Genomic DNA, 25,876 nt, shown 5'->3' with positions numbered 1-25,876 from the left:
TGATGTCCGACACGCCGCAGTTCACCGTCCCGGCCACCGCCGACGCCGTCGCCGCGGTGATCGGTGACCGCGAATTCGTCGTCCACGGCAACCGCCGGTATACATACGCCCAGATCCTGGAACGGTCCAACCGGCTTGCCAGGTATTTGCACTCCCGCGGACTGGGAGCCAAGACCGAACGGTCCGAGCTCGCCGGGCACGAGGTGGGCCAGGACCTCCTGGGCATCTACGCCTACAACGGACCCGAGTACGTCGAGGCGATGCTCGGTTCATGGCGGGCCAGGGTCGCGCCGTTCAATGTGAACTATCGCTACGTGAAGACCGAGCTTCAGTACCTGCTCCAAGATTCCGGTGCGACCGCGCTGATCTACCACGCGACGTTCGCGCCACGCGTCGCTGACGTCAAGCGTGCGCTGCCGCGCTTGCGCGTCCTCATCCAGATCGCCGACGACTCGGGCAACGACCTGGTCCACGGCGCGGTCGATTACGAGTCGATCGTCAGGTCGGGCTCGTCGGAGCCGCCGCCGGTCGAGCCCTCCCCGGACGATCTCTACGTCCTGTACACCGGCGGTACGACCGGAATGCCCAAGGGCGTGCTGTGGCGTCAGCACGACATCTTCATGACGTCGTTCGGCGGTCGCAACATGGCGACCGGCGAGCTGACCCAGTCCTACGACGAGATCGCCAAACGCGTCCAGGAGAACCCGGGCACAAAGATCTTCACGCTCCCGCCGCTGATGCACGGCGCCGCGCAGTGGAGTGTGATGACCGCGCTCACCACCGGGCAAACGGTCGTGTTCTCGGACAACCCGAGCCGGTTCGACGCCGATGAGGTCGTGCAGACCGTCGAGAAGGAAGAGGTGTTGGCGGTGCAGGTGGTCGGCGACGCGATGGCACGGCCACTCGCCGACGCCATCGAACGTTCGTCGGCTGATTTGTCGTCGATGGCCGTGGTCGCGAACGGCGGTGCGCTGCTGACGCCGACCGCCAAACAGCGGCTGATCGACGTCAAGCCGGGCCTGATCGTCATGGACGGTGTCGGATCCTCGGAGACCGGCATCCAGATGAGTCATATGTCCACTCCCGGTGCGGTGTCGACGGGCAAGTTCAACGCGGGGCCGGACACCTTCGTCGCATCCGAGGAACTCGACTCGATTCTGGAACCGGGCCATGACGGCATGGGCTGGCTGGCCCAGCGCGGGTTTGTGCCGCTGGGTTACAAGGGCGATGAGGCCAAGACCGCCAAGACATTCCCCGTCATCGACGGCGTCCGGTTCTCGATTCCCGGTGATCGCGCACGCCATCTCGCCGACGGTGGGATCGAACTACTGGGCCGCGAGTCCCAGACCGTCAACTCCGGTGGCGAGAAGATCTTCGTCGAAGAGGTCGAGACCGCGCTGCTATCGCACCCCGCGGTGGCCGACGTCGTGGTCTCAGGCCGGCCGAGCGAGCGGTGGGGCCAGGAGGTCGTCGCGATCGTGGCTCTGCTGGACGGCGCCAGCGCTGACGCCCAGGAACTGATCGACCATGCCTCGAATTCCATTGCGCGCTACAAGCTGCCGAAGGCGGTGGTGTTCCGGCCCGTCATCGAGCGCAGTCCAGCAGGCAAGGCCGACTACCGGTGGGCCCGCGAGCAGGCAATCAGCGGGAGCGCATGAGCGACGCTTGCCAGCGAATCATCGGCACCGTAGTCGACGGCTCGTACGGTTGCGCGCGATCCGCAAGGCGAGGCGTGAACCTGCCCGCATCGATGCGCTGAACGGCGGGGCTGCCCGGCAGGCCAGGACATTCACGTCGACGGCGGGTTCGTCACTTCGGTGACAGCCGGGCCTCCTGTCCAGCTGATATAGTCTACTGTAAGATTTACAGTACTGTTCGCAGGACCAAGCCCGAACCCGGAGATGCTGGAGCATTCGTGGAGAGCTCAGTGCACAACGTCACGGTCGAGGAGGCGGCTGACCTCGTCCGTGACCCGTATCCCCTGTTCGCGCGGCGGCGGCAGGAGTTCGGTGTCTTCAAGGGCAGCGTCATGGATTGGTCCAAGACGCCGGAGTCGATGCTCCCCGAAAACATCTATGCCGCAGTGTCTTTCGATGCGGTCAACCGGGTGTTCCGGGACAGCAAGGTCTTCAATTCGCACATCTACGACAGCACCATCGGCCTGTTCATCGGGCCGACGATCCTCGCGATGGAAGGCAAGAAGCACTGGGAGCACCGGAATCTGGTCTCGGCAGCCTTCAAGACGAGATCGCTGTCGCGGTGGGAACCCGAGATCGTCCGCCCGGTCGTCGAGGGGTTGATCGACGAGTTCATCGATGTCGGACACGCCGACCTGGTCAAGCAATTCACCCTCGAGTTCCCCACCCGGGTGATCTCGAAGCTGTTGGGGCTTCCCGAAGAAGACTTGCCCTGGTTCCGCAAGCGCGCTGTCGAACTGATCAGCTACACCGTCAAGTGGAAGCGGGCCTTCGAAGCGTCGACAGCGCTGAAAGACTATTTCCTGCAACAGATCGAGTTGCGCAGGCGCAAGCCGACGCCGGACATCATCGGCGACCTGGTGACCGCCGAGATCGACGGCGAAAAGCTCACCGACGAAGCCATCTATTCCTTCCTGCGTCTGCTACTGCCCGCCGGGCTCGAGACCACCTACCGGTCGTCGGGCAACCTGCTGTTCCTCCTGCTGACCCATCCCGAGCAGTTCCGCGCGGTGCAGGCCGACCGCGATCTCATCGGGCCCGCGATCGAGGAGGGGTTGCGCTACGAGACGCCGCTCACCACGGTGCAGCGCTACGCCACCGAGGAGACCGAGCTCGAGGGCGTCACCATTCCACACGGCGCGGTGATCGACGTGTGCATCGGATCGGCGAACCGCGACGAGCACCGCTGGGAACGGTCGGAGGAGTTCGACATTCACCGCAAACGCGTGCCGCACATATCGTTTGCGGCCGGCGAACACACCTGCATGGGTCTGCATCTGGCCCGCATGGAGACCCGCGTCGCCGTCGAATGCCTACTCGATCGACTGACCGACATTCACCTGGTCACCGACGACAACCCCACCATTCACGGGCAGCCCTTCCGCTCCCCGACCGCCCTCCCCGTCACGTTCAACTCCGCTGGTTGAGTTGTGGGCGCGAATGCGAAGGCAGACACTCGCAAGCGACGGGACCGCGGCTCGATCAGTGCCGACGAGATCCTGCAGGGAGCCTTTGACGTAGCCGCGCTGGTGTCGATCGACAACCTCAGCATGCCGATGCTGGCCAAGCATCTGGACGTCGGGGTCACGAGCATCTACTGGTACTTCCGGCGCAAGGACGATCTACTCGACGCGATGACAGATTGCGCGCTGGAGCGGTTCGAGTTCACCGTGCCGACCATCGACGCCTCCAACTGGCGTGCGTCGCTTCGCGACCACGCACATACGATGCGCAAGCACTTCCGCGACAATCCGATCCTGTGCGACCTGGTGCTCATTCGCAGCCAGTTCGGTGGCAGCGCCGTACGTGGAGCACTGCAGAAGATCGAGCAGCCCGTCGGAGCGCTGATCGAGGCGGGACTCGACGCGAGCCAGGCCATCGCCGTTTACGGCGCGATCTCCGTCCACACTCGCGGGTCGGCGGTGCTGGAGCGCATCCAGGACAAGACCGAGGGCTTCCCCGCTCCGCGCTCGAACGGCAAGCGCTACATCGGCTTCGCCGACGACATCGACTCGACTACATCCTCGAGAGCATTCTCGACCACGCGCAAACGCTGATCGACGCCTCCTGATCAGCGATTGCTCGGCGTCGGCGCGGGTGGGAAACGTCAGGGTCTACCGCATCGTCGGTGGTGTCCACCCTGCCGCCTCGCACCATCAGAACACGCCGGACGCTCAACTGTAACCACTACAGTAGGTAAATACGACGACGTGTGGGCAGAGAGGTCGACTTGATCAAGGTAATGGAGGGCGTTCGCGTTCTCGAGGTTGCGCAGTTCACGTTCGTTCCCGCCGCCGGGGCGATCCTCGCCGACTGGGGCGCGGACGTGATCAAAGTCGAGCACCCGGTGCGCGGTGACACCCAGCGCGGCTTCATCAACATGGGCGGGTTCCAGCTCGACCCCAACCGCCATCCCCTGATCGAGCATCCCAACCGCGGCAAGCGCAGCGTCGGCATCGACGTCTCCACTCCCGGCGGTCAGGAAGTCCTGTACGAGATCGCCAAGACCGCGGACGTCTTCCTCACCAATTACATGCCCGCCCAACGGCAGAAGAACAAGTTCGACATCGAGCACATCCGCGCCGCCAACCCGAACATCATCTACGCGCGCGGCAGCGCGTACGGAGACAAGGGAGTCGAACGCGATACCGGCGGTTTCGACGGAACCGCGTTCTGGACACGTAGCGGTGTGGGCCATGCCCTGACACCCGAGGAGATCGGCGGCGCACTGCCACAGGGCATTCCGGCGTTCGGCGATTCCATCGGCGGAATGAACATCGCGGGCGGCATCTCCGCGGCGCTGTTCCATCGGGAGCGCACAGGCGAAGCCGTCGAACTCGACGTGTCGTTGCTGAGCACCGCGTGGTGGGCCGCCGGCGCCAGCGTCACCCAGGGTATGGAAACCGGCGAGACGATGCGCTCGCTGATGCCGGGAACCACAGCGTCGGTCAACCCCTTCATGGCGAACTACCTGACGTCTGACGGCGGCACGATCAACCTATGCATCGTCAGCCCAACCGGATACATCCGGGATGCGTTCGAGCATCTCGGACTGCCCGAGCTGGCGGACGATCCACGCTTCTGCGACGTCATGCCACTGATCCAAAACGCCGAAGCGGGTGTACAACTCATCGCCGAGGCGATCCGCAGCAAGCCCTTCGCATACTGGCGTGAGCATCTCAAGACCATGAAGGGCCAGTGGGCGCCGTTCCAGAGCCTCATCGACCTCGCCTCCGATGAGCAGGCGATCGCCAACGACATGATCGTCGAGGTGGAAGCCAGCGACGGCGGCGCTCCGTTCAAGGTCGTGCGCGGTCCCGTGCAGTTCAACCACGAGCCGCTGGAGACGACGCGCGCCCCGCAGGCCTCGGAGCACACCGAGATCGTGTTGATGGAACTTGGGCTGGACTGGGACCGCATCGAGGCGCTCAAGGACTCCGGCGCCATCGCCTGAATCGTCGGAGGGCTTCGACTATTGGCTGACGGGGTCCTGCGCGCTGACCCCGTTCGTAGAGACATGAGGGGTCCAGCGGGCGCCGTCCCAGTACCGCAGCTGGTGACGCCCATACGGATCTGGGTACCAGTTCGGGGCGGGCCCGCCTTGGGACGCTTGCGATGAGGCTGCCGGCTGCAGCCAAGGTGCCGGCTGGTGACGACCCGACTTCAATTCCGTCAGCCACTCTGCGGTCGATCCACCGCACGCGATGGTCGTACCCTCCAGCTTCGGCCACCCAATAGATATTCGCTTCTTTTCGATGTTCATGGTCGGGTATTCGACGGCCTGCAAATCCTGAACGGTTCCGTCCTCATACCGGCTGAACCAGACCCGGCGGTTGGTTGCGGCAAGCAGGCGCACCTTGGCTTTGGTCCCTCTGAATCCCACAGTGGAGTAACCGGATGCGTGCTTCACGTCGACGAGCGCCTCGTCGGTGGCGACATGGTGCGCGATGGCGCCCATCAACTCACGGCTGGCCTGGTACACCGCGGGAGCGGCTGCTTCTCGCGCCATTCGGTCGTCTACGTCGCGACTGGCCTTGTTGGGCGGTTTCAGGTGCGCGTCAGTCACCCGACGCGCAACCAGTTCGATTTGTTCAGATGTGATCGCCATAGCGACGCCCCCTCGCCCCTGCTGTTCAACCCCCAGGGGTTCAAGTTACGACGCCATCGACCGTGATATGCCGGTTTCACGACAACGTTGAGTCCGCGTCAGCGCCGCCGAGCACGTCCTCACTCGCTTTGCTTAGCCGTGGACGCAGCGTCAATGCGCTCGATGCGCACGGGTATGCCTGTCAGCCAGGCCATTCCGGACATCGACTCGACGTCTTCGGGCTCACTCGAAGTCAACCGGTTCACGTTCGCCCCGCCGGCGCGGTTGGCCAGCTGCCAGCCGCCGGTGCCCTTGTGACCCCAGCCGTGCGGAATGGCGACGACGCCGGCCATGAGGTCCTTCGTCGCGGTGACCGGCACGGTGATCTGGCCGTAGGGCGAGCTGATCTGCACGACATCGCCGTCCGCGATCTGCAGCTCCGCCGCGTCGTCGACATGGATCAGCGCATGATGGCGACGCTCGCCGCGCATCAACAACGGCGAGTTGTGCATCCACGAGTTCTCCGAGCGTGGCTCTCGCATGCCGATCATTCGCAGCGGGTAGCCCGGCGGATGCTCGCTGCGCGTCAGCTTGGCGACCTCGTCGGCGATATCGGAATGGACCAACCGGACGCGTCTGGACAGATAGCCGACCGCGTCGCGCAACACTCCGGTGCGGATGTGCGGGGCCACCACCACGCCGTGCGGGTGCCGTTCGGTCAACCTGCGCAACGTCAGCCCACCACGGCGCAGGCCGAAGCGGTCACCACCCTCCGACATTCGCACAAGCGCATCCATCATGAGTCGCGGCGTGAGGTCGGTCCCTAAGGCACTCAACGCCTTCCGCGCAACTCCGAAGGCCGCGAATGCCGGTACCTGTCTCCCCAGTCGACGTGCGAGGTCGTCGACGATGTCCCATTCCGGGCGCGACTCACCCGCGGGTGCGACCACGGCCTCGGTGGCCTGGCGGAACGGCGTGGCCTGAAAGGCCTGGAAGGTGTAGGGGAAGTCGTCACGCTCGTACATGGTGGTGACGGGAAGGATGTAGTCGCATCGCGCAGTGGTCTCGGTGATATAGAAATCCAGCGCCACCGACAGTTCCAGTGTTTCGAACGCGGCCTCGAGTTCATCGCCGTTCGGCACCGACAGCACAGGGTTGCCCGCCGACACGAACATCGCCTTGATCTGGCGGTCGCCCGGCGTCATGATCTCCTTGGCCATCAGCGCGGCCGGCTCGGAACCAATCGCACTGCGAATCCCGCTGACGGGCGAGCGTTTCCGGCGTCGGGACCGTCGCATCACGGCGCCCATCAACGTGTTCTGCCACCTCTGGCCCACCGTCTGCATCGAGCTGAACACCGACCCGCCCGGCGCGTCGAGATTTCCCGCGACCAGGTTGACCGCATCGATCAGGTAGGTGGTGAGCGTGCCGTAACGGCCCACGCAGGTACCGAGTCTTCCGTAGATCGCGGCGCGCGGCGTCCGCACGAGGTCGCGGGCGAGCGCCTTGACGCTCGCAGCATCGATACCGGTGTGGGCGGCCGTCGCCTCCGGCGTGAACGGTGCGCTCAGCGATCGCAGCCAGTCGACGCCGTCGGCGTCCCGACTCACCCTGGCCACGTCGACGAGGTGCTCGGAGAACATCACCTGCAGCAACGACAGCAGCAGAAAGGAGTCCGAGTCGGGAACGATGCCGAGCCATTCGAAGGCGACGGCGGTCTCGGTACGGCGCGGGTCGACGACCACGACCCGGCCGCCGCGCTTGACGATGTCGTGCATGCGGTCTTTGATCCTGGGCGCGGTCAGGAAACTACCGTGGGAGACAACCGGATTGGCGCCCATCATCACCAAGAGTTCGGTACGTGTCAGATCGGGGATCGGGACCGACGTCGGCACGCCGTAGAGCAACTGGCTCGCGATCAATCTGCTGTTGGTGTCCTGCGACGACGCGGTGAAGTAGTGACCGTGCCGTCCGAGACCCTTGATGAACAACAGTGCCGCGAAGGTATGCGCGTAGCTGAACGCGCCGGGATTGCCCATGTACCAACCGACGCCGCCGGAACCGTGCCGCCGCAGAACCGCCGACAACCGCGCCGCGATATCGGACATCGCCTCGTCCCAAGAGACCGGTTCGAATCCGTTCGGGCTTCCGTCATCCCCGGGTCGTCCCCACGCAAGCGGGGGGCCCACCGCTCCAGCCCGCCGGCGCCGCAGCGGTGTCGTGACACGGTCGGGGTCGTTCTGGACCTCGGTGAAGGCGATGCCCTTCTGGCACGCGAACCCCGCCGACAGCGGATGTTCCTTGTCGGGCCGCAGCGCGACGAGACGGCCGTCCTCAACGGTCGCGACCATGCCGCAGAGCGGCTCGCATATCCGGCAGAACGTGGGCTTGTGTTCGATCACCGGCGGCACGCCGACTACGATACTGTAAGAGTTACAGTTGGGATAGGCCATTGGCCCGACTCGGGAGGAAAGGTCTCGCACATGACCAACGGCGTCGCCATCATCGGTGTCGGGATCCACCCGTTCGGCCGCTTCGAGGGCAAGTCGGCCATCAAGATGGGCGTCGACGCGATCTTCGCCGCCGTCGCCGATGCCGGCGTCGACTGGAAAGACATCCAGGCCGCCACCGGTGGCAGCTGGACCGTCGCCAACCCCGACGCCATCGTCGGCATGGTCGGACTGTCCGGCATTCCGTTCACCAACGTGTTCAATGCGTGCGCCACGGCCGCGAGCGCGGCGAAGGCCTGTGCCGACGGAATCCGGCTCGGCGACTACGACATCGGCATCGCGATCGGTCTGGACAAACATCCCAGGGGCGCATTCACCGAAGATCCGACACTGGTGGGGATGCCGAGCTGGTACGCCGAAAACGGCCAGTACCTCACCACGCAGTTCTTCGGGATGAAGGCCAACAAGTATCTGCACGACCACGGCATCTCGCACGAAACGCTGGCCAAGGTCGCCGCCAAGAACTTCCGCAACGGCGCGCTGAACCCGAATGCGTTCCGGCGCAAGCCCATCGCCGAGGAGGACATCCTCAACTCGACGATGCTGAACTATCCCCTCACGCAGTACATGTTCTGCGCACCCGACGAGGGAGCAGCGGCCGTGGTGATGTGCCGCGCCGACATCGCGCACAAGTACAGCGAGAAACCCGTGTACCTGAAGGCGGTCGAGGTGCGGACTCGCCGGTACGGCGCCTATGAGGTCAACACGACGTTCGCTCCGGTCGCCGAGGACGTATCACCCACCGTCTACGCCGCCAGATCCGCATTCGAAAAGGCCGGTGTGGCACCGGAGGACGTCGACGTGATCCAGCTGCAGGACACCGATGCCGGAGCCGAGATCATCCATATGGCCGAGTGCGGATTCTGCGCCGACGGCGATCAGGAGAAGCTGCTGGCCGACGGCGCCACCGAGATCGGCGGCGCGCTACCCATCAACACCGACGGCGGGCTGATCGCCAACGGCGAACCAATCGGCGCGTCGGGCCTGCGCCAGATCCACGAATTGGTACGACAGCTGCGTGGCGAGGCGGGTGACAGGCAGGTACCCGGCGAGCCCAAGGTCGGCTTCGCCCAGCTCTACGGGGCACCCGGCACCGCAGCGGCGACAATCCTCACGAGGTGACGCAAGAGATGTCCAAAACCGTCGTAATAGGGGCGTCGAGCGGCCTCGGTCGTTGCATCGGGGTGGGCCTGGCCCAGAAGGGTGGGCGGGTAGCGCTGCTCGCGAGGCGCGTCAAGCGTCTCGAAGCCGCGGCCGAGGAATCCGGGTCCGACGCCGTCGCCCTAGAGTGCGACATCACCGACGAATCGTCGGTCCGGGGTGCCATCGATGCCGCCGCGGAAGCACTCGGCGGGATCGACAACCTCGTATACACCCCCGCCGTCGGGCCTCTGGTGCGCCTCGTTGACACCGACGCCGAGACGTGGCGACGCATCTTTGACACCAACGTGATCGGTGCGGCGCTGGCCACCGCCGCTGCGGTGCCACACCTCGCGGAGTCCAAGGGCAAGGTGGTCTATCTATCCTCAGACGCGGGCACGTACGGGCCGCCGTGGCCGGGCCTCGGCGCCTACGGCGTGAGCAAGTCGGCGCTCGAGCGACTCGCCGAATCGTGGCGGGCCGAGCATCCGAACATCGGGTTCACCTGTCTCGTCGTCGGCGAGTGCTCCGGCGGCGAAGGTGACGGCCAGACGGGCATGACCGACGGCTGGGACAAGGAACTCGCGACAATGGCGTTTCCGCTGTGGGTGTCGCGTGGCTGCATGCCCGGCAAGTTGATGCCCGTCGAGGACCTCGTCGACGTGGTGCACACGATCCTGAGCACCGATTCGTCAACGTCGATGCCGATGGTGATCGCGCGGGGCGCGCCAACCGGCACCACGACCCTGCCCAAGTGAAAGTGACCATGACCCAGTTCACCGGAGCGCCGATCTTCGACGCGGACCAGCACATGTACGAGACGCCTGAGTCGCTGACGAAGTTCCTGCCCGACAAGTACTCGCGCGCTGTGCAATTCGCACAGTTCGGTCGACACACTCGGATCGTGATCAACAACAGGGTCAACGACTTCATCCCCAACCCCACGTTCGAGCGTGTCGCTGCGCCGGGTGCCCACGAGAAGTTCTTCGCGGGCGAGAACACCGAAGGTCTCACGCTGCGCGAAATGCAGGGGCCGGCGATCAACGCGCCCGCCGCGACCCGCAACCCTGTCGACCGCGTTGACGAACTGGACCGTCAGGGTGTCGTCGAGGCGTTGAACTACCCGACGCTGGCCAGCCTCATCGAGCACGCGACCGCCGATGACCCCGAGCTGTCGCTGGCCGTCATTCACGCACTCAACCAGTGGATGCTCGAGCAGTGGACGTTCAACTACCAGAACCGCGTGTTCTCGACGCCCATCATCAACCTCTCCGAGGTCGACGGCGCCCAGCGCGAGCTGGAGTACCTGCTCGCCAACGACGTCAAGGTCGTGCTGATCAAACCCGGCCCCGTCAACGGCATCCGCGGCTGGCGTTCACCGGCGCTACCCGAGTTCGACCCGTTCTGGCGCGATGTCGAGGCCGCTGGCCTGCCAGTCGTCCTGCACGCCAGCTATCCCCCACTCGACGACTACGTCGCCAAATGGGAGCCGCCCTACACGCAGAACTTCATGGCGCAAAGCGCATTCCGCTGGATGGTGCTGGGGCACCGGGAGATCTCCGACATGATCGCCGCCCTCATCTGTCACGGAACGCTGACCCGGTTCCCGAAGTTGCGCATCGCCAGTGTCGAGAACGGCAGCTCGTGGATCTTCCCGTTGTTCAACGACTTCGAGGACCTCTACAAGAAGATGCCGCAGAACTTTCCCGAGCATCCACACGACGTGTTCCGCCGCAACATCTGGGTGAGCCCGTTCTGGGAGGGGTGTGTGTCGGACGTCGTGACAACCGTCGGCTGGGACAAGGTGCTGTTCGGTTCCGACTATCCGCACCCCGAAGGACTGGCGGAGCCGAAGGGGTTCTGGAAGTACGCCGAGGGCATGGACGAGCGGCGTACGTACGACTTCATGGGCGACAACGCGCGGCGGTTCATGGGACTGCCGATCGCGAACCCGGATCCAGCGGCGCTCGAGCCGCCCGTGCTGTCCAACGCATAGCCGGCTATCTCGCCGGTTCGCGGCATGCCGACCGGCTCAGCCGCGGCGGGCTACATCCTTGGCATGGTCGATGTGGAACCTTGCCGCCTTGCGAATCGATTCCGCGGCAGGGCGCGGCTTCCAGCCGAGTTCGCGCGTCGCCTTGCCGTGGTCCGCAGGCGATGTGGTGTGTAGCAGACGCACGCCCGTCACATCGATGACGGGATCACGTCGCAGCAGTCGGGACACCGCGCCGTTGAGGAAGCCCGCGGCGTACATCACCGCGAGCGGGATGCCGAAGCGCGGCGGTCGCGCACCGACCTCGTCCGCAGCGGTCGTCAGCAGTTCCCGCATCGGCATGTATGTTTCGGAGACGATGTAGCGCTCTCCCACCCTTCCGTGGTCGGCGGCGAGCAGGAACGCGTCGGCGACATCTTCGATCCCGACGACCTCGGTGGACACGCCTTTGACGAAAACCGGAAGCTTGCCTTGGGCAGCCAGTTTCACCATCAATCCTTGATTCGGCTGCCAGTCCAGCGGCCCATACGGGTTGGACACATTCAACGCGATTGCAGGCAATCCCCGTTCGCGGGCATAGCGCAGCACCATATCTTCCGCCTTACGGCGCGACTCGATATAGGGTCCGCCCACCCCTGGCCAATTGAACGCATCGTCTTCGGTCGCCGGGCGGCCTTCGCCGAGGGCGATCGTGCCGATGGTGCTACAGAACACGAACCGATACAGATCGGCCTCGGTGGCGATATCGAGCACCCGTTGCAGGCAGTTGACGTTCGTTTCGAAAAGCGGTGCTGGGTCGCGCAGGTGGAATCGCGTGTCGACCACGCAGTAGTAGACGACGTCGCGGTCGGCCATCGCAGCCCGCAAGGCCGCTTCGTCGTACAGGTCGCCGTAGCACCGTGCGACGTCGAGGTCGTCGATCCCCAGCGTCTTGCTGGACTTGCGGAGGTACACCCGCACGTCGTCGCCGCGCTCGACGAGCTTGCGAGTGACATGGGAGCCGACGAACCCGCTCGCCCCCATGACGAGAGCCCGACGCGGCGTCGGCATACTACGACGCCTTCTTGGTGACCGGTGCGTATGCCGGTTTACCGAGGCCAAGCACATACTGCGCGATCATGTTTCGGAACACCTCGAGAGTGCCACCGTAGATGCCGACCAGCGGGGCGAACCGGAAGACATACTCGGCGGCCCCGTCGTCGGCCGCCCCGTCGGCGCCGATCGGCAGTGACGCTGCCGTGCCAAGGATGTCCATCAGATCCGGTGAGATGTCGCGCATCGTCTGGGCGAGCGCGACGCGTCCGAAGATGCTCGGCGCGCTCAGGGCCGCCTCCATTCGAGCGACGCTTCGCCCCAGTCGGTATGCGACCGAACCGTCGTCGATCAGGCGGCGGCCGTCGGGGCCTGTCTCGTCGACCTTGGCGGCCGCCTTGTCGACTGCGGCAGCCATGAACCCGGCCTGGTGCATCATGATCGACACATCCTGCAGACCGTCCTTCGCGGCTTCCACCGCACCGTGTTCGACGTTGAGCGGTTCACGCACCACCGTCCAGCCGCCGTTGACCTCTCCCAGCCGGTACTTGTCGTCGACGCGCACATCGCTGTAGTAGACGATGTTCGTGCGGTCACCGTCGACGGTACGTACGCCCTGGATCTCGATGCCGGGCGAATCGAGCGGGACGAGAAACATGGTCAGGCTCTTGTGCTTCGGCGCCGTCGGATCGGTGTTGGTGATGAGGAAGACGTACTGGCAGTTGTGTGCGCCGGTAGTGAACATCTTCGATCCGTTGATCACCCACCCGTTGCCGTCACGCACCGCACGGGTCTTGCACGTCGCGACGTCGGACCCGCCCTCGGGTTCGGTGTATCCAAGACAGAGTCGGGCGTGGCCGCTGTAAACCTGCGGCATCACTTCGGCTTTGAGCTCGGGGGAACCGAACTTCTCGACCGAGCGCGCGATCATGGCGGTGGTGCCCGAGGTGACCCACGGCACGTGGGCGCGGCGCTTCTCCAGAGCCCAGATTCGGGCCCGGAGGCGATCGAAACCGCCCTCCGATTCCGGCTTCCATTCCTTCTCGAGGTAGCCCGCTTTGCCCAGGGCGAGGTGCACACCCTCGTCGAAGTTGTCGCCGGTCTCGCGATCGCGGCGGATCACCTCATCGGTGACGTGGGTGCGCAGGAAGCCACGCACCTCGTCGAGGAAGGCCTGATCGTCGTCGGAGAGTTCGACCCGTGAAAAATCCATGGCGGTACCTATCTGCTTTCCCGGGCCACGACGATTTCGGCGACGTACTTGGCGGTGACGCCCGGATCGCCGCCGGCCAGTGACCATCCACGGGCCCGCACCAGATAGGCGGTGGCGGCGGCTTCGGCCGAAACACCAAGACCGCCTTGAACGTGAACCGCCATCGTCGCCGCCTTCGAGGCTTCTTCGGCCATGAACACGAACGCCGACGGTGCCAATTCCGGACGTTCGTCGGGCTCGTTGTCGAGGAACCACGCGGCCCGCCGCGCCAGGTTGCGTCCGCCCTGCACCGTGATGGCGATGTTGGCGAGCGGATGCGAGATGCCCTGCAGCGTCGAGATCGGGACGCCGAGTGTGTAGCGGGACTTGGCGAACTCGGCGGCGATGGTCATCGTCTCCTCGACGAGTCCGACAAGCGCTGCAGCGGTGAGCACCCGCCATTCGTCGAGTGCACGTTGATATTCGGTCAACGCCTCCGGACCACTGCCCAGGACGGTACGGTCATCGGCCGCGTTGGGATCGACCCATGCCATTGGCATCTTGCCGATGTTGTCGACCTTCGCCGGTCGGGTTCCGAACGTCAGGCACACCACGTCGTCCCCGTCGCGGACGATGATGCGATCCGCGATCGAGCCGGTCGGGATCAGCCGGACACCCGACACGTTGTCGTGTCGAGGATCGAGCGCAACGAGCTGCTTACCGTTGACCACGTCGGGTTCTACCGTGCCGAGCCGTGCTTGCAGGCGCGCTGCACAGATGTGATCGATCCACGGAACCGGAGCCAGCGCCCGGCCGAGTTCCTCGGCCACCAGGGTCAGGTCGACGAGTGTGGCGCCGTCTCCTCCGCTGGATTCGGCCAGCGCCATGCTGGTTGCCCCCATGGCGCACAGGCGTTCCCACAGACTCTTGTCGAAGCCGGATTCCTCGGCGGCGCGGACGGTTTCGATCGGGCAGTGAGTCTTGAAGAATTCCCGATACGCGGACTGTATCGCCTCGTGGTCGTCCGACAGGCTGTAGTCCAGCCTTCGCAGTTCGTAACGGTCCATCGTCACTGCTCCTCTCGGGGCCCGAAAAAGAAATCCTGTGCGTTGTTGTAGAGGTAGTTGTCCAGCACCTCGGCTGGCAGGTCCAGCGCCAGCGCCTCGGGCACCACCCGATGCATTCTCAGCACCGGCCAGTCCGAAGCGAAGATCACCTTGTCGGGTCCGCGGGTGCGCATGTAGTGCAGCAGGCTGTCCGGCAGTCGCTTCGGCGACCACGCCGACGTCATCAGTCGCAGGTTCTTGTACTTGATCATCAGTCGGATCGCGACATCCCACCACGGGTCGGCCCCGTGAATCATGCAGAGTTTCAACTCGGGGAATCGCACGCAGACCCGGTCGAGGTGAATCGGGTTCTGCGCCTCCCCCGGGATCGGCGGCCCCGGCAGCCCGGTGTTCACGCACAGCGGCAGCCCGAGCTCAGCGCATTTGGTGTAGAGCGGGTAATACACTGCGTCGCTCGGCGGGTATTGGCCGTCGCCCCAAAAGCTGGGCCCCACTGCGGTATACGCCACCGGCATATCCCGCACGACGGCGGTGAGTTCTCGCAGCGACGGCATGGGGCGCAGCAGGTTCACCCCGCCCATGGCGAGGGCGAATTTGTCGGGCCGCTGATCGACGAACTTGCGGGCCGTCACCGACGGCTTAGTCAGGTTGTCCATCAGGATGGCCTTCTCCACGCCGCGCTCGTCCATCTCCTCGAGTAGCTGCGCGAGCTCGACCTGGTCATAGAGGGACTGGGGTCCCTTGAAGTAGTCGTCACGCACCTTGAGCATGAACTCGGGCTGCTTCTCGGTCTCGCCGAAGTGGACGTTGACCAGACAATCAATCGCTCTCGTGCTCACGTCAGCGACGCCTCTTGCACGGCAGCGGCTTTCGCCCAGCGGTAGTCCGGCTTACCGTTTCCGAGCCGACGGACCTGATCCACGATGATGAACTCCTTCGGCGCCTTGAACCGCGCGAGATGCGACGTGCACTGACGATGAAGCTGTTCCGGGGTGACATCGACGGCCTCCTTCAGGGCCACGAGGGCGACGAGTTCTTCACCCCAGCGGTCGCTCGGACGCCCGACCACCAACGCGTCGGCCACGCCCGAACAGGCGCGCAGCACTTCCTCGACTTCTTCGACGAAGACCTTCTCGCCTCCGGTGTTGACGACAAGGGAATCTCGGCCGAACAACTGCAGCGAGCCATCGGCAGCCAGCGAGCCACGGTCCCCGGAGATCACCACCCGCCGCCCCTCGACGACGGGGAACGTCTTGCGGGTGGCGGCCTCGTCGTCGAAGTACCCCAGCGGGATACGCCCCGCACGCGCGACGAAGCCGACTTCCTGCTCCCCCGGTTGCAGGAAGCGGCTGTAGTTCTCAGACAGGACCAGCGCGCCCTCCCTGAGTACGAACGTGTCCTTCTGGTCTCCGTGCTGGCTGCGCCCGAAGCCCACGTTCCCGGTCTCCGACGAGCCGTATCCGTTGATCAGGGTGATCTGCGGCAGCAATTCCAGAAGAGCCTCTTGGTGTTTCGGATTGGTCGCCGCTCCGCCGGTGCCGATCGCATACATCGACGACAGATCGTAGGAACCGGCGCGCAGTTCCTCCACCAGCGGGGCCGCGTAGGCGTCACCGACCATCGTCATCATCCCGACCTTCTCACGCTCGGCGGTCTCCAGTACCGCACGCGGGTCGAAGCGTGTCTTGTCGTAGAGGACGATCGGCAACCCGTTGAGGAGTCCCGCAAATGCCGTCCACATACCCGCCGCATGCATCAGCGGGGACACCGCGAACCACGGCTGGCCTTCGAATCCGAGCTTGGCGTGAATCTCGTCGACGGTCTCGTGGTCGGCACCGTTCATGGACACCACGTAGGTGTCGCTCTGCCGCCACATCACACCCTTCGGGCGGCCGGTCGTCCCGCCGGTGCACACCATCATCACGTCGTCCGGTGAAGGCGCGAGATCGTGGTCCGTATCGCCCTGCGCCAGAGCATCGTCGAAGCTGATGGCGCCGGGCAGGAGCGGGACGGTGCTGTCGTCGTCCACCGCGATCATCACGTCCGCCGCGGCAGGCGGGAGCACGTCAGCGAACGTGGGCCCGAACGAGCGGTGATAGATCACCGCCCGCGGTTGCAGGTACTCCAGCAGTTCGGCAACCTCGCGCGGGGCGTAGTTGTAGTTGATGTTGACCGGCACGGTTCGCGCCTTCAACGAGCCGATGACCGCGTCGGGGTAGAGATCGTTGTGCATGACCAGTGCGACGCGATCCTGTCCGCACTCCCAGTTCTGCAGCTCGTCCCGTTCCCGGTGTGCGCCCAAGCCCTGGGCGGCCAGAAAATTGGCCAGTCGACGGGTCCGTTCCGCCGATTCGCCGAACGTGCTGCGGCGTGTTCCACAGACGGTCATCAGCCGGTCGGGTACGGCCTCGGCGATCGCGTCGAGCACCGCCCCGATGGTCCATTCGCCCATGGCTAGGCGGAAGCCGTCACGTTCGCACCAAGCAGTTCGAGTGCGTTGTCGCGCATCACCTTCCGGGTGTCCTCGTAGCTGAACTCGGGGAACTGCGGGATGTCGGCGGTGAAGTTCATCGGATCGGCCAGACCCTCACCGTGGGGCCAGTCCGAGCCGAACAGGATCTTGTCGACACCGATCGTTGCGGCGAGCTCCTTGACGTCGTCCTCGTAGTACGGCGCGATCCAGACGTTGTTCTTCAGCTGTTCGACCGGATCTTCTTTGAAGTGGTACGGCGCGGTGTTGGCAGCCTTCTTGAGCCGTTTGATCAACCGGTAGACGAAATACGAGCCGTTCTCGATGCTCGCGACCTTGAGTTTCGGGTGCCGGGTGAAGACCTGATGCACGATCATCGAGGCCATCGCGTCGTGGATGGCGCGGTCGTCGAGCAGCACCTGGTCCAACGGATCCTTCTTGCCGAATCCCTCGAACGTGGCCTTGCCGCCCCACAATGCCGCGATCGCGAGATAGCCGCTGTCGGACAGGTGGAAGATCACCGGAACGCCGGCCTCGGCCAGCCGGGCCCACACCGGATCGTGCAACGGGTCGCCCAGAGAGCGTGGCTTGACCCGGCCCGGGACCGGCGCGGGCCGCACACAGACGTTCTTGGCGCCGCGGGACAGGACGAACTCGACCTCTTCCACAGCCTTGTCCGGATCGGCCAGCGAGATGATCGGCGCCGACAGAAACCGGTGATCGGGGCGATCGAAGCCCCAGTCCTCGTCCAGCCAAAGATTGAACGCGTGCACCGTGGCCATGGTCGCGTCGATGTCGTGCTTGAGGGCTTCCTCCACGCCGCACGCGAAAGTTGGCAGCATGAATACGGTTTCGAGGTTCTGCTTGTCGAGAATCTTCACCCTGGCGTCGCGATTCTGATACTCGGGATGATCGGGCAACCGGTCGACCTTCATCAGTGATGCCGGATCGACGCCTTCGGGGATTTCGCCGCGGAACAACAGATCCAGGCAGCCCGGTTCGATGATCGGATCAAATGTCGGATTCGGGATGAAGTGATTGACCACGCCACCCATGACGGCGAACGTGCGCTTGCCCTCGGTCAGCATCTGCACGCCGCGGCGCTTGAACTCCTTGGGCAGGTGGCGTGTGCACGAGTCGATCGTCTCGTAATAGTGGTTGTCGACGTCGATGGCCATGTAGTCCAGGGCTTTCACGATTCCTGTCCTTTCAAAGGCGGGAAATTGGGCTGACGCTTTTCGAAGAAGCTCGTGATGCCTTCGATGAAATCGGGACGCTGCATGGATTCGTGCATCAGCTTCTCGGCATCGTCGCTGGCATCCAATACTTCGCGCATGGTGTCTGCGTACACCTGTTGCTTGATCACCGCCAGCGAGCTGGGCGCGCAATTGGCGGCGATGTCCTCGGCATAGGCGATCGCCCGCGGCAGCAACTCGTCTGGTGCGACGACCTCTTTGACCAGGCCGAGGTGCGCCGCCTCGTCGGCCAGGAAGACGCGACCGGACAGCAGCAGGTCCAGTGCAACACCCTGACCGACGATGCGCGGCAGGATCCAGGAGATCCCGTACTCCGCGATCAGACCCCGTCGGGCGAAGGACGTGGTGAATTTCGCACCGTCTGCAGCGAACCGCACATCGCACATCAATGCCATCGTCATACCCATGCCTGCGCACGCGCCGTTGATTGCCGCGACGACCGGCTTGCGCATCGTGGTCGTGAAGTGAGGATGACGCGCACCGACCAACTTGCCGACGTCGGTGTCCGCTGCGGCGTCGACGGTGGCGGCGCTGATCGAGCTGAGATCACCCATGTCCGCGCCTGCGCAGAAGGCGCGGCCCCGGCCGGTGACGACGATGGCACGAACATCGGGATCGGCCTCGGCGTCGTCGAGACGCAGGTAGAACGTCGTGGCCAGACCGCCACCCCAACCATTCATGCGTTCGGGCCGGTTGAGCGTCAGGACCGCGACGCCGGTATCGCGCACCTCGTAGAGCACCGGTTCGGCCTCGCGGGCGGCAACGGGGTCGGCGACGCGGTCTTCAACGCTCACCCGTCAGCCCTCCTCAGGCGCTTCGAACTGGATGTATGTGCATACTGTACACCTATCGGTAGCACCTTCCGCAACCGTCTGGTGACTCATCAGCCGACCAATCCGAATCGCCTATACGCTGCGTCGATCCGGCTTTTCGCCTCCTGCGAAAGCTCGGCCTGCGGCGGCCGCGAGTGGGGGTATGAACCGATGGGGAGTCCGAGCACCGATGCCGCGTACTTGAACGCCCCGCCCCAGTGGGTGAAATAGTCCGGCCGCCCCGGATAGCACGTGAAGCACCCTCCGATGTCGACGGTGAACTGGTCGATACCCGACCTCTCGGCGTAGTCGATCGCGTCGGACAATTTGTCGCTCCACACGAGCTCCCAGTATTCGGAGAACACTCGATGCTGCGGGGTTTCGTAGAGATAGCCCGACGTGCCCAGTTGCGCGGGTCCGACGATCCCCGCGCGCAGCCACCCGGCTCGGTAGACGGTCGTCTCGCATTCCCAGATCGTCAGGTCTGGAGCGAGGCCGTGAAGCTGCCGGCTGGCCGTGGGCCGGAAGGCGCCTTCCTTGGTCGCGCACACCGCGGGTATCTCGTCGTAGATCCGCGCGCCCTCGGCAGGCGTCAAGACGTAACCCGATGATGGCGAATTGAACATGCCCAACGCGATATCGCTGCGGTCGGCGATGTATTGGAAGAACCGTAGAACTCCGGCTCCGCCGTGCGCCTCCATCATCGGCGTCTGGATGTAGACGATGTCGGCACCGGCCTGCTGCGCGTGCAACGTCAGTTCCAGGCAGTCCTTCGCCGACATCGCGGCGGTGCATGCTTGCACGACGACACCGGGGTCGGCGGCCCGCCCCTCTTCGATAGCGACCTCCAGCAGCCGCTTTCGTTCCTCAATCGTCAGTGACCAGAACTCCGCGATGCCGCTGGTGCACCAGAGCATGGGGTGGCGCAACTCGCCTACGCAGTAGCGCACCAATGTTCGGTAGGCGTCCCAGTCGATGTCGTCGCCGTCGTCACCGCTGAACGGCGTGTAGAGGGAATTGCCGATCCCGCGCAGATTGCCGCGGGCCCACTCGCGGGCCTCTTTGGCTGTGGCCACTGCTGCCTCCTCAGGTGAAGTCTCGGGTGAAGTCGCTGCCGCCGTCGAGGTTGACGTTGGCACCGGTCAGGTACAAATTTCGCGACACGAGAAACGGCGCCTTCCGCAGCAGCGGTAGCGCGGAACGGACGCAGCGCACCATTCCCGTCACGCCGTCGTGCTCGACCAAATCCGTTGCGGCCGAATTGGCCAACCCGAGATCCATGTCGTGCGCGCGGTCAGGTGCCGGTCCAGTTGGGTGCGCGCTTCTCCGCAAACGCGATCGCGCCTTCTTTCGCGTCGTTCGACGAGAAGATCGGAACGATGTACTCGCGTTGCTTCTTCCACATCTCGTCCTCGCTCCAGCCGACAGACTTGACGAAGATCTCCTTGGTGGTGGCGACCGCCAGCGGACCGTTGGCCGTGATTTGTTCGGCCAATTCGATTGCGCCGGCTAGCGCGTCGCCCGGTTCGGTCAGCACGTTGACGAACCCCCACGCTTCTGCCTGCTCGGCGGTGAAGCTCTCACCGGTGAGCGCCAACTGAAGTGCCTTCTGGTACGGGATCCGCCTGTGCAGACGTAGCAGTCCGCCGCCGGCAGCCACGAGGCCGCGCTTCACCTCGGGGATGCCGAACTTCGCCGTCCTCGATGCGACCACCAGATCGGTGGCGAGCACGACTTCGGTGCCGCCGGCCAGCGCGTAACCTTCGACTGCCGAGATCAGCGGTTTGCGTGGCGGCCGCTCGGTGAAGCCGATGCCGCGACCCGGAATCGCGACCATCTCCCCTGCGGCGAAGGCCTTCAGATCCATGCCCGAACAGAAGTTGCCGCCCGCGCCGGTCAACACGGCGACCGATAGATCCTTGTCCGCGTCGAGTTCATCGACCGCGTCGGCCAGGCCCTGACTGACGGCGAGGTTGACCGCATTTCGCGCTTCCCGTCGATTGATCGTGATGACGAGGACGCGTCCCCGGCGCTCCGTCAGGATTTCGTCCGACACCCTTCGCCTTTCGCTGCCACGCTAGAAACACTTACTATAGGGCTTACAGTAAAGAAGCGAAACGGTGCAACGGTACGTTTGACGGCAAGGGCGGAGGGCCGACACACCTGCGTAGACGCAGATCAGAGGGCAATTGCCGGTACATTCAGTCCACCAGTCGAAATGGAGGTGCCGTTCGTGGCAAGGCAGGCGATGGCCGAGAAGCGTCCACGGCGCGAGCGCGGGTCGATCAATCCGGACGACATCATCAAGGGTGCGTTCGAACTCGCCGAGGAAGTGGGCATCGACAACCTGTCCATGCCGCTGCTCGGTAAGCACCTCGGGGTCGGCGTGACCAGCATCTACTGGTATTTCCGCAAGAAGGACGACCTACTCAACGCGATGACCGACCGGGCGCTACGCCAATACGTCTTCGCGACGCCGTACGTCGAGGCGAAGGACTGGCGCGAAACACTGCGCAATCACGCCCGCTCGATGCGAAAGACGTTCCTGGGCAACCCAATTCTCAGCGATCTGATCCTCATCCGATCCGCCCTGAGCCCCCGTACTGCGCGGCTCGGCGTGCAAGAGGTCGAGAAGGCGATCGCCAGTCTGACAGAGGCGGGCCTGTCGGCCGATGACGCCTTCGATACGTATTCCGCGGTGTCGGTGCACGTCCGCGGTTCGGTGGTGCTGCAACGCCTGCGCGAGAAGAACCGCGCGGCGGATGACGGTCCCGCCGATCTCGACGAGGCCATGGCGATCGACAGCGAATCCACACCGCTGCTTGCGTTGGTCACCGAAAAGGGCCACCACCTCGGCGCGGCCGACGAAAAGAACTTCGAGTTCGGTCTCGAGTGCATCCTCGATCATGCCGGCCGGCTGATCGACGAGGCCAAGAAGCCAGCGCGCAAACGCTAGCGATTTCGGTGTAGTTGGTCGCGCTCACCGCGACCAACTACACCGAAATCGCAAGGTTCAGACCTCGATGATGACTGCGCCGCCCTGGCCGCCGCCTGCGCACATCGCGGCCATACCGATGCCACCGCCACGCCGCTGCAGTTCATAGACAAGCGTCGTCACCATCCGCGCACCGGAGGCGGCGATGGGATGGCCGAGGCTGCAACCGCTTCCGGAGAAGTTGACCAGTTCCTCGTCGATGCCGTACTCGCGGCATGCGGCGATCGGCACCGATGCGAAGGCCTCGTTGATCTCCCACAGCGTGATGTCCGACGGCTTCAAGCCGGCGCGGTCGAGCACCTTGCCGATCACTTTCACCGCACCGAGCCCGCAGTCGCGAGGGGGGACACCCGCTGCGCCCCAAGCCCTCACGGTGGCCATCACCGACAAGTTGTTGGCCTCGGCGTAGCCGCGCTCGACCAGCGCGACGCCGGCAGCCGCATCGTTGGTGCCGCTGCTGTTGCCCGCGGTGATCGAGAAGCCCTCGATCTCCGGGTGCAGCACCTTGAGCCCGGCGAGCTTCTCGACGGTGGTGTCGCGGCGGGGATGCTCGTCGACGCTGAAGTCGACCACCGATCCGTCGAACTGCTGGATCTTCATCGGGATGATCTCGTCACCGAACTTGCCCGCATCCTGCGCGGCGACGGCCCGTTCGTGTGACCGGGCCGCCCAGGCGTCCATCTCCTCGCGGGTGATGCCGACCGACTGCGCGGTGTTCCAACCCACCGTGATCGACATGTCCTTGGCCGGCGCATCGGGTGTCTCGACGTGCGTGGGCGGCATCCACCGCTCCTCGAACTTCAGCTCGGGTCCCGGGATCCGCCAGTTGGTCAGCGGGGTCATCGACAGCGACTGCACGCCGCCTGCGATCAGCACACGCTCCATGCCCGAGCCGATCTGCGCGGCTGCGTTACCGATCGCGGTGAGGCTACCTGCGCAGTGTCGGTTCACCGATTGGCCCGGAACGTGTTGTAGCCCCATCGCGTCAGCGGCGTAGCGCGCCAAATCGCCGCCCCCGTAATGCGACTCGGCAAAGATGATGTCGTCGATATCCGCGGGATCCACACCCGACCGACGGACCACCTCGGGCAGCACGGTGGTGATCAGAGTCTCGGGCGGGGTGTTGACCAGCGTCCCCTTGAAGGATCGGCCGATTGCCGTCCTGGCTGCACCGACGATGACGGGTGTGGACATGTTTTCAACCTCGGGTTTCGGCGTAGGTAACTTTACAAAAGTAGCAGAGAGTGTTGCTTTCCCAGTAGGTGAGGGTGCTCACTCCGGCTCAGGTACGTGGAAGTGCTCGTCGCGCAGCCGGAACGCCTCCTTGGTGCCGTGCTGCGCACGGGTCTTGACGAAGTTGAACTCACCGGGCGCGAACTGCAGGTTTGTCCCGTAGGCGTGGAACAGATAGCTGGCCACCTCCTCGCCCTGATAGGCCTGGCTCTGCTCGACGAGGCGGAACGCCTCCTTGGCGATGACAACTCCGTCGGCAGGCATCTTCGCCGCCTTCTCGGCCCAGTACCGCGCCCTCGCGGTGACCGACGCCGGATCGCAGGTCTCGGTGAAAACGCCGAGGTGTTCGACGGCGGCGGCCTCGATGATGTCGCCGGTGAGCAGGAGTCGCCGCGCCAGCACGGGGCCGAGGCGGTGAAAGAACATGTGCAGGCTGCCCAGCGCGGGACCGAGGAACCGGGTGGCGGGCATGCCGATTTTTGTGGTGCGGCCGATCACGGAAATATCGGTCATCAACGCCATCTCGAAGCCGCCGCCGAGGGCGTAGCCGCTGATCTCCCCCACCGTGACCTTCGGGAAACCCATCAGGTTGTGATAAAAGCCGAACGACTTGCGGTCGACGGTCAGGCGACGCCGCTGGCTCGGACGGCGCTTGGCTTCGGGTGCGTCCGCATCGCCGTACCAGCCGTATGCGTTGTTCATGTCCGCGCCGGTGCTGAACACCCCCTCGGCGCCACGTAACACCACGACGGTCAGGTCGTCGTCCTCGGCCACCCGGTCGAGATATCTTCCGACCGTCTCGCGCATCGTCGCATCGTAGGAGTTGCGCTGGCTCGGGTTGTTGAACGTAATCGTCGCGATGCGCTTGTCGCGGTCGACGTCGAAAAGCACCCGGTCGTCGGTCATCGGAAGTCCTTCACTCGGCATTCGAAATCAATTTGGCCTCAATGGTTTTGTCCGCACCAACCGCGAGCGTGTTGCGCCGGGCGGCGAACAGATGGTCCTGCGCGAGCTTCACTGCGCGCGCCTCGTTTCCGTCGCGGATCGCATCCAGCAGCCGCTGGTGATCGCGAAGAGCAGCCCGCATGGTCTTGTGCTGCATCGGGTCACCCTCGTCGCTCCACACCGATGACTCGTGGGCCGACCAGATCAGCTCCAACGAGCCGATCAACAGGATCATCGGCTCGTTGCCACACCGCGACACCAGCGCCTCGTGGAATCGGCGCGCGTTGGGGACGTAGCGGGACAGGTTGTCGAATTGCTCTGTCTGCGTTTTGATCTCCGCCTCCAGATACGGGACGACCTCCGTCATGCGATCTTCACGGGCAGCACACAAGCCCGCGCAGATCGGCTCGATATGCATCAATGCGCCGCTCACGTCGGCGGGTGTGGCCGACCGTGTCTGCAACACCATGCTGATCATGTGCGCCGTGCGCTCGGCCGAAGGCGGATGAACGACAGCGCCGCCCATGTTCCCGCGTCGCACGGAGATCAACCCGTCGGTCTCCAGTATGTGAATCGCCTCGCGCAGCGCAGGCGGGCTGACACCGAATTCCGCGAGCAGAGTGTCCTGCGACGGGAGTACGTCGCCTTCTTTGATTCGCCCGGACAGGATCTCGTCACGCAATCGCGATGCGACGATCTCGGCGACCCGTGGCTGACGAATCCGCTGCACGCTGGTCATCAGTCCGTCGCCCGCCGGTGACCGAAGTCGAAGACGCTCAGTTTGTCGGGTGACGAAGCAGCCGTGCTGAATTCGCCGGTGCACAACACCTCGTCGCCGTACCGCAGGCGAGCCGTGCTGATGACCCGGCCGTCAGCTTCCGCGCGAACGACGTCGAACCCGAGCTCGACGAGGACCGGGGTCGGCCGGCGGAACGTCACCGTCAGCGAGCGTGTCTTGCCGGTGCGCCCCGACGCGCAACTCTGATGTTGGGTGATGCAGTCGAAGAACACCGCCAGGAACCCCCCGTTGACCAAACCCGGCGGCCCTTCGTAGACCACAGGGAAGGTGACGCGCCCGGACGCGGTATCGGCGTCCAGGTGATCGAAACAGTATTCGGGGAAGCACGGGTTGTACGCACCGACGTCGAATGCGTGGTCGAGGTACACGCGTTGCTGTTCGGTACTTTGCGGACCGATGCGCGGAGTGGGATCCCGCGGTGTGGCGGGCGCGAGCTCGCGTTCCCATTCGGCGATCTGGGCAACCATGGCATCGACGATCGGGTGCTCGTGTTCCAACGACAACAGCAGCCCGGTCAACCGGCGCAGCGCCCCGGCGGCAGCCACCGTCTGAGGCAGCGGTTGCTCACCGAAACGGGGGGTGCCCTTGGCCATGAATCGCCTTTCGCCTGCCGCCTGTTCCGTCAGCACGCTTTCCTTGCTAACTTGT

The 25,876-nt window shown here is 64.7% G+C and carries 23 protein-coding genes and 1 pseudogene; 8 read left to right on the top strand and 16 right to left on the bottom strand.

Annotation, left to right across the window (positions count from 1 at the left end; genetic code table 11):
* Nucleotides 1-2 precede the first annotated feature (2 nt).
* The 4 genes and pseudogenes from G6N42_RS02250 (at nucleotide 3) to G6N42_RS02235 (ending at nucleotide 5,151) form a co-directional block, all read left to right on the top strand.
* Nucleotides 3-1,658, top strand: coding sequence for an acyl-CoA synthetase (locus tag G6N42_RS02250; RefSeq protein WP_163725473.1), 1,656 nt, complete (start codon nucleotides 3-5; stop codon nucleotides 1,656-1,658).
* 257 nt (nucleotides 1,659-1,915) lie between these two features.
* Nucleotides 1,916-3,124, top strand: a complete 1,209-nt coding sequence (locus G6N42_RS02245; RefSeq protein WP_163725471.1) for a cytochrome P450 — start codon at nucleotides 1,916-1,918, stop codon at nucleotides 3,122-3,124.
* A 3-nt stretch (nucleotides 3,125-3,127) separates the two neighbouring features.
* Nucleotides 3,128-3,768, top strand: a pseudogene (locus G6N42_RS02240) (TetR/AcrR family transcriptional regulator).
* A gap of 171 nt (nucleotides 3,769-3,939) precedes the next feature.
* The gene (locus G6N42_RS02235; RefSeq protein ID WP_163736848.1) at nucleotides 3,940-5,151 is read left to right on the top strand and encodes a CaiB/BaiF CoA transferase family protein; all 1,212 of its coding nucleotides are present in this window, start codon (nucleotides 3,940-3,942) and stop codon (nucleotides 5,149-5,151) included.
* 18 nt (nucleotides 5,152-5,169) lie between these two features.
* Here the strand turns inward: G6N42_RS02235 and G6N42_RS31040 are convergent, their stop codons facing one another.
* On the bottom strand, nucleotides 5,170-5,805 hold the full coding sequence (locus G6N42_RS31040; protein ID WP_197905515.1) for a DUF2510 domain-containing protein: 636 nt from the start codon (nucleotides 5,803-5,805) through the stop codon (nucleotides 5,170-5,172).
* A 119-nt stretch (nucleotides 5,806-5,924) separates the two neighbouring features.
* The gene (locus G6N42_RS02225; RefSeq protein WP_174261996.1) at nucleotides 5,925-8,237 is read right to left on the bottom strand and encodes a molybdopterin-containing oxidoreductase family protein; all 2,313 of its coding nucleotides are present in this window, start codon (nucleotides 8,235-8,237) and stop codon (nucleotides 5,925-5,927) included.
* 30 nt (nucleotides 8,238-8,267) lie between these two features.
* Between G6N42_RS02225 and G6N42_RS02220 the strand changes: the two genes are divergently transcribed.
* Genes G6N42_RS02220 through G6N42_RS02210 form a run of 3 tightly spaced genes read left to right on the top strand, consistent with a single transcriptional unit; the run spans nucleotide 8,268 to nucleotide 11,430 of the window.
* On the top strand, nucleotides 8,268-9,416 hold the full coding sequence (locus G6N42_RS02220) for a thiolase family protein (RefSeq protein WP_163725467.1): 1,149 nt from the start codon (nucleotides 8,268-8,270) through the stop codon (nucleotides 9,414-9,416).
* Between the two features lie 8 nt (nucleotides 9,417-9,424).
* A complete protein-coding gene (locus G6N42_RS02215; RefSeq protein WP_163725464.1) occupies nucleotides 9,425-10,192 on the top strand; it encodes an SDR family oxidoreductase in 768 nt (255 codons plus the stop codon).
* Nucleotides 10,193-10,200: 8 nt separating this feature from the next.
* Nucleotides 10,201-11,430, top strand: a complete 1,230-nt coding sequence (locus G6N42_RS02210) for an amidohydrolase family protein (protein WP_163736842.1) — start codon at nucleotides 10,201-10,203, stop codon at nucleotides 11,428-11,430.
* Between the two features lie 36 nt (nucleotides 11,431-11,466).
* On the opposite strand, the gene G6N42_RS02205 is transcribed toward G6N42_RS02210, so the two are convergent.
* From G6N42_RS02205 to G6N42_RS02160, 10 genes are all read right to left on the bottom strand, one after another.
* On the bottom strand, nucleotides 11,467-12,477 hold the full coding sequence (locus G6N42_RS02205; RefSeq protein ID WP_163725461.1) for an NAD-dependent epimerase/dehydratase family protein: 1,011 nt from the start codon (nucleotides 12,475-12,477) through the stop codon (nucleotides 11,467-11,469).
* Between the two features lies 1 nt (nucleotide 12,478).
* Entirely contained in the window at nucleotides 12,479-13,672 is a 1,194-nt protein-coding gene (locus G6N42_RS02200; protein WP_163725457.1) for an acyl-CoA dehydrogenase family protein, read from the bottom strand.
* An 8-nt stretch (nucleotides 13,673-13,680) separates the two neighbouring features.
* Entirely contained in the window at nucleotides 13,681-14,718 is a 1,038-nt protein-coding gene (locus tag G6N42_RS02195) for an acyl-CoA dehydrogenase family protein (protein WP_163725454.1), read from the bottom strand.
* 2 nt (nucleotides 14,719-14,720) lie between these two features.
* Nucleotides 14,721-15,557: an amidohydrolase family protein gene (locus G6N42_RS02190; protein ID WP_163725451.1), complete on the bottom strand. Its 837-nt coding sequence runs from the start codon at nucleotides 15,555-15,557 to the stop codon at nucleotides 14,721-14,723.
* Nucleotides 15,554-17,170: an acyl-CoA synthetase gene (locus G6N42_RS02185; RefSeq protein WP_163725448.1), complete on the bottom strand. Its 1,617-nt coding sequence runs from the start codon at nucleotides 17,168-17,170 to the stop codon at nucleotides 15,554-15,556. The genes G6N42_RS02190 and G6N42_RS02185 overlap by 4 nt, the downstream gene beginning before the upstream one ends.
* A 2-nt stretch (nucleotides 17,171-17,172) precedes the next feature.
* On the bottom strand, nucleotides 17,173-18,366 hold the full coding sequence (locus tag G6N42_RS02180; protein ID WP_083126179.1) for an amidohydrolase family protein: 1,194 nt from the start codon (nucleotides 18,364-18,366) through the stop codon (nucleotides 17,173-17,175).
* A 14-nt stretch (nucleotides 18,367-18,380) separates the two neighbouring features.
* The gene (locus G6N42_RS02175) at nucleotides 18,381-19,238 is read right to left on the bottom strand and encodes an enoyl-CoA hydratase (RefSeq protein WP_163725444.1); all 858 of its coding nucleotides are present in this window, start codon (nucleotides 19,236-19,238) and stop codon (nucleotides 18,381-18,383) included.
* Between the two features lie 89 nt (nucleotides 19,239-19,327).
* Nucleotides 19,328-20,332: a dihydrodipicolinate synthase family protein gene (locus tag G6N42_RS02170; protein ID WP_163725440.1), complete on the bottom strand. Its 1,005-nt coding sequence runs from the start codon at nucleotides 20,330-20,332 to the stop codon at nucleotides 19,328-19,330.
* A 10-nt stretch (nucleotides 20,333-20,342) separates the two neighbouring features.
* Entirely contained in the window at nucleotides 20,343-20,537 is a 195-nt protein-coding gene (locus G6N42_RS02165) for a hypothetical protein (RefSeq protein WP_163724375.1), read from the bottom strand.
* 13 nt (nucleotides 20,538-20,550) lie between these two features.
* Nucleotides 20,551-21,312: a crotonase/enoyl-CoA hydratase family protein gene (locus G6N42_RS02160; protein ID WP_163725438.1), complete on the bottom strand. Its 762-nt coding sequence runs from the start codon at nucleotides 21,310-21,312 to the stop codon at nucleotides 20,551-20,553.
* Nucleotides 21,313-21,489: 177 nt separating this feature from the next.
* Between G6N42_RS02160 and G6N42_RS02155 the strand changes: the two genes are divergently transcribed.
* On the top strand, nucleotides 21,490-22,212 hold the full coding sequence (locus G6N42_RS02155) for a TetR/AcrR family transcriptional regulator C-terminal domain-containing protein (protein WP_163725435.1): 723 nt from the start codon (nucleotides 21,490-21,492) through the stop codon (nucleotides 22,210-22,212).
* Between the two features lie 57 nt (nucleotides 22,213-22,269).
* On the opposite strand, the gene G6N42_RS02150 is transcribed toward G6N42_RS02155, so the two are convergent.
* The 4 genes from G6N42_RS02150 to G6N42_RS02135 form a co-directional block, all read right to left on the bottom strand.
* Nucleotides 22,270-23,445, bottom strand: coding sequence for a thiolase family protein (locus tag G6N42_RS02150; RefSeq protein ID WP_163725433.1), 1,176 nt, complete (start codon nucleotides 23,443-23,445; stop codon nucleotides 22,270-22,272).
* A gap of 78 nt (nucleotides 23,446-23,523) precedes the next feature.
* A complete protein-coding gene (locus G6N42_RS02145; protein WP_232076059.1) occupies nucleotides 23,524-24,390 on the bottom strand; it encodes an enoyl-CoA hydratase/isomerase family protein in 867 nt (288 codons plus the stop codon).
* A gap of 10 nt (nucleotides 24,391-24,400) precedes the next feature.
* Nucleotides 24,401-25,168: a FadR/GntR family transcriptional regulator gene (locus G6N42_RS02140; protein WP_163725427.1), complete on the bottom strand. Its 768-nt coding sequence runs from the start codon at nucleotides 25,166-25,168 to the stop codon at nucleotides 24,401-24,403.
* Nucleotides 25,168-25,821, bottom strand: a complete 654-nt coding sequence (locus G6N42_RS02135; protein WP_163736838.1) for a hotdog family protein — start codon at nucleotides 25,819-25,821, stop codon at nucleotides 25,168-25,170. The genes G6N42_RS02140 and G6N42_RS02135 overlap by 1 nt, the downstream gene beginning before the upstream one ends.
* Nucleotides 25,822-25,876: the final 55 nt, after the last annotated feature.

Source organism: Mycobacterium gallinarum (assembly GCF_010726765.1).
Lineage (GTDB): Bacteria > Actinomycetota > Actinomycetes > Mycobacteriales > Mycobacteriaceae > Mycobacterium > Mycobacterium gallinarum.
Note: the sequence above shows the minus strand (reverse complement) of the source record. Positions and strands in the feature narration are given on the sequence as shown.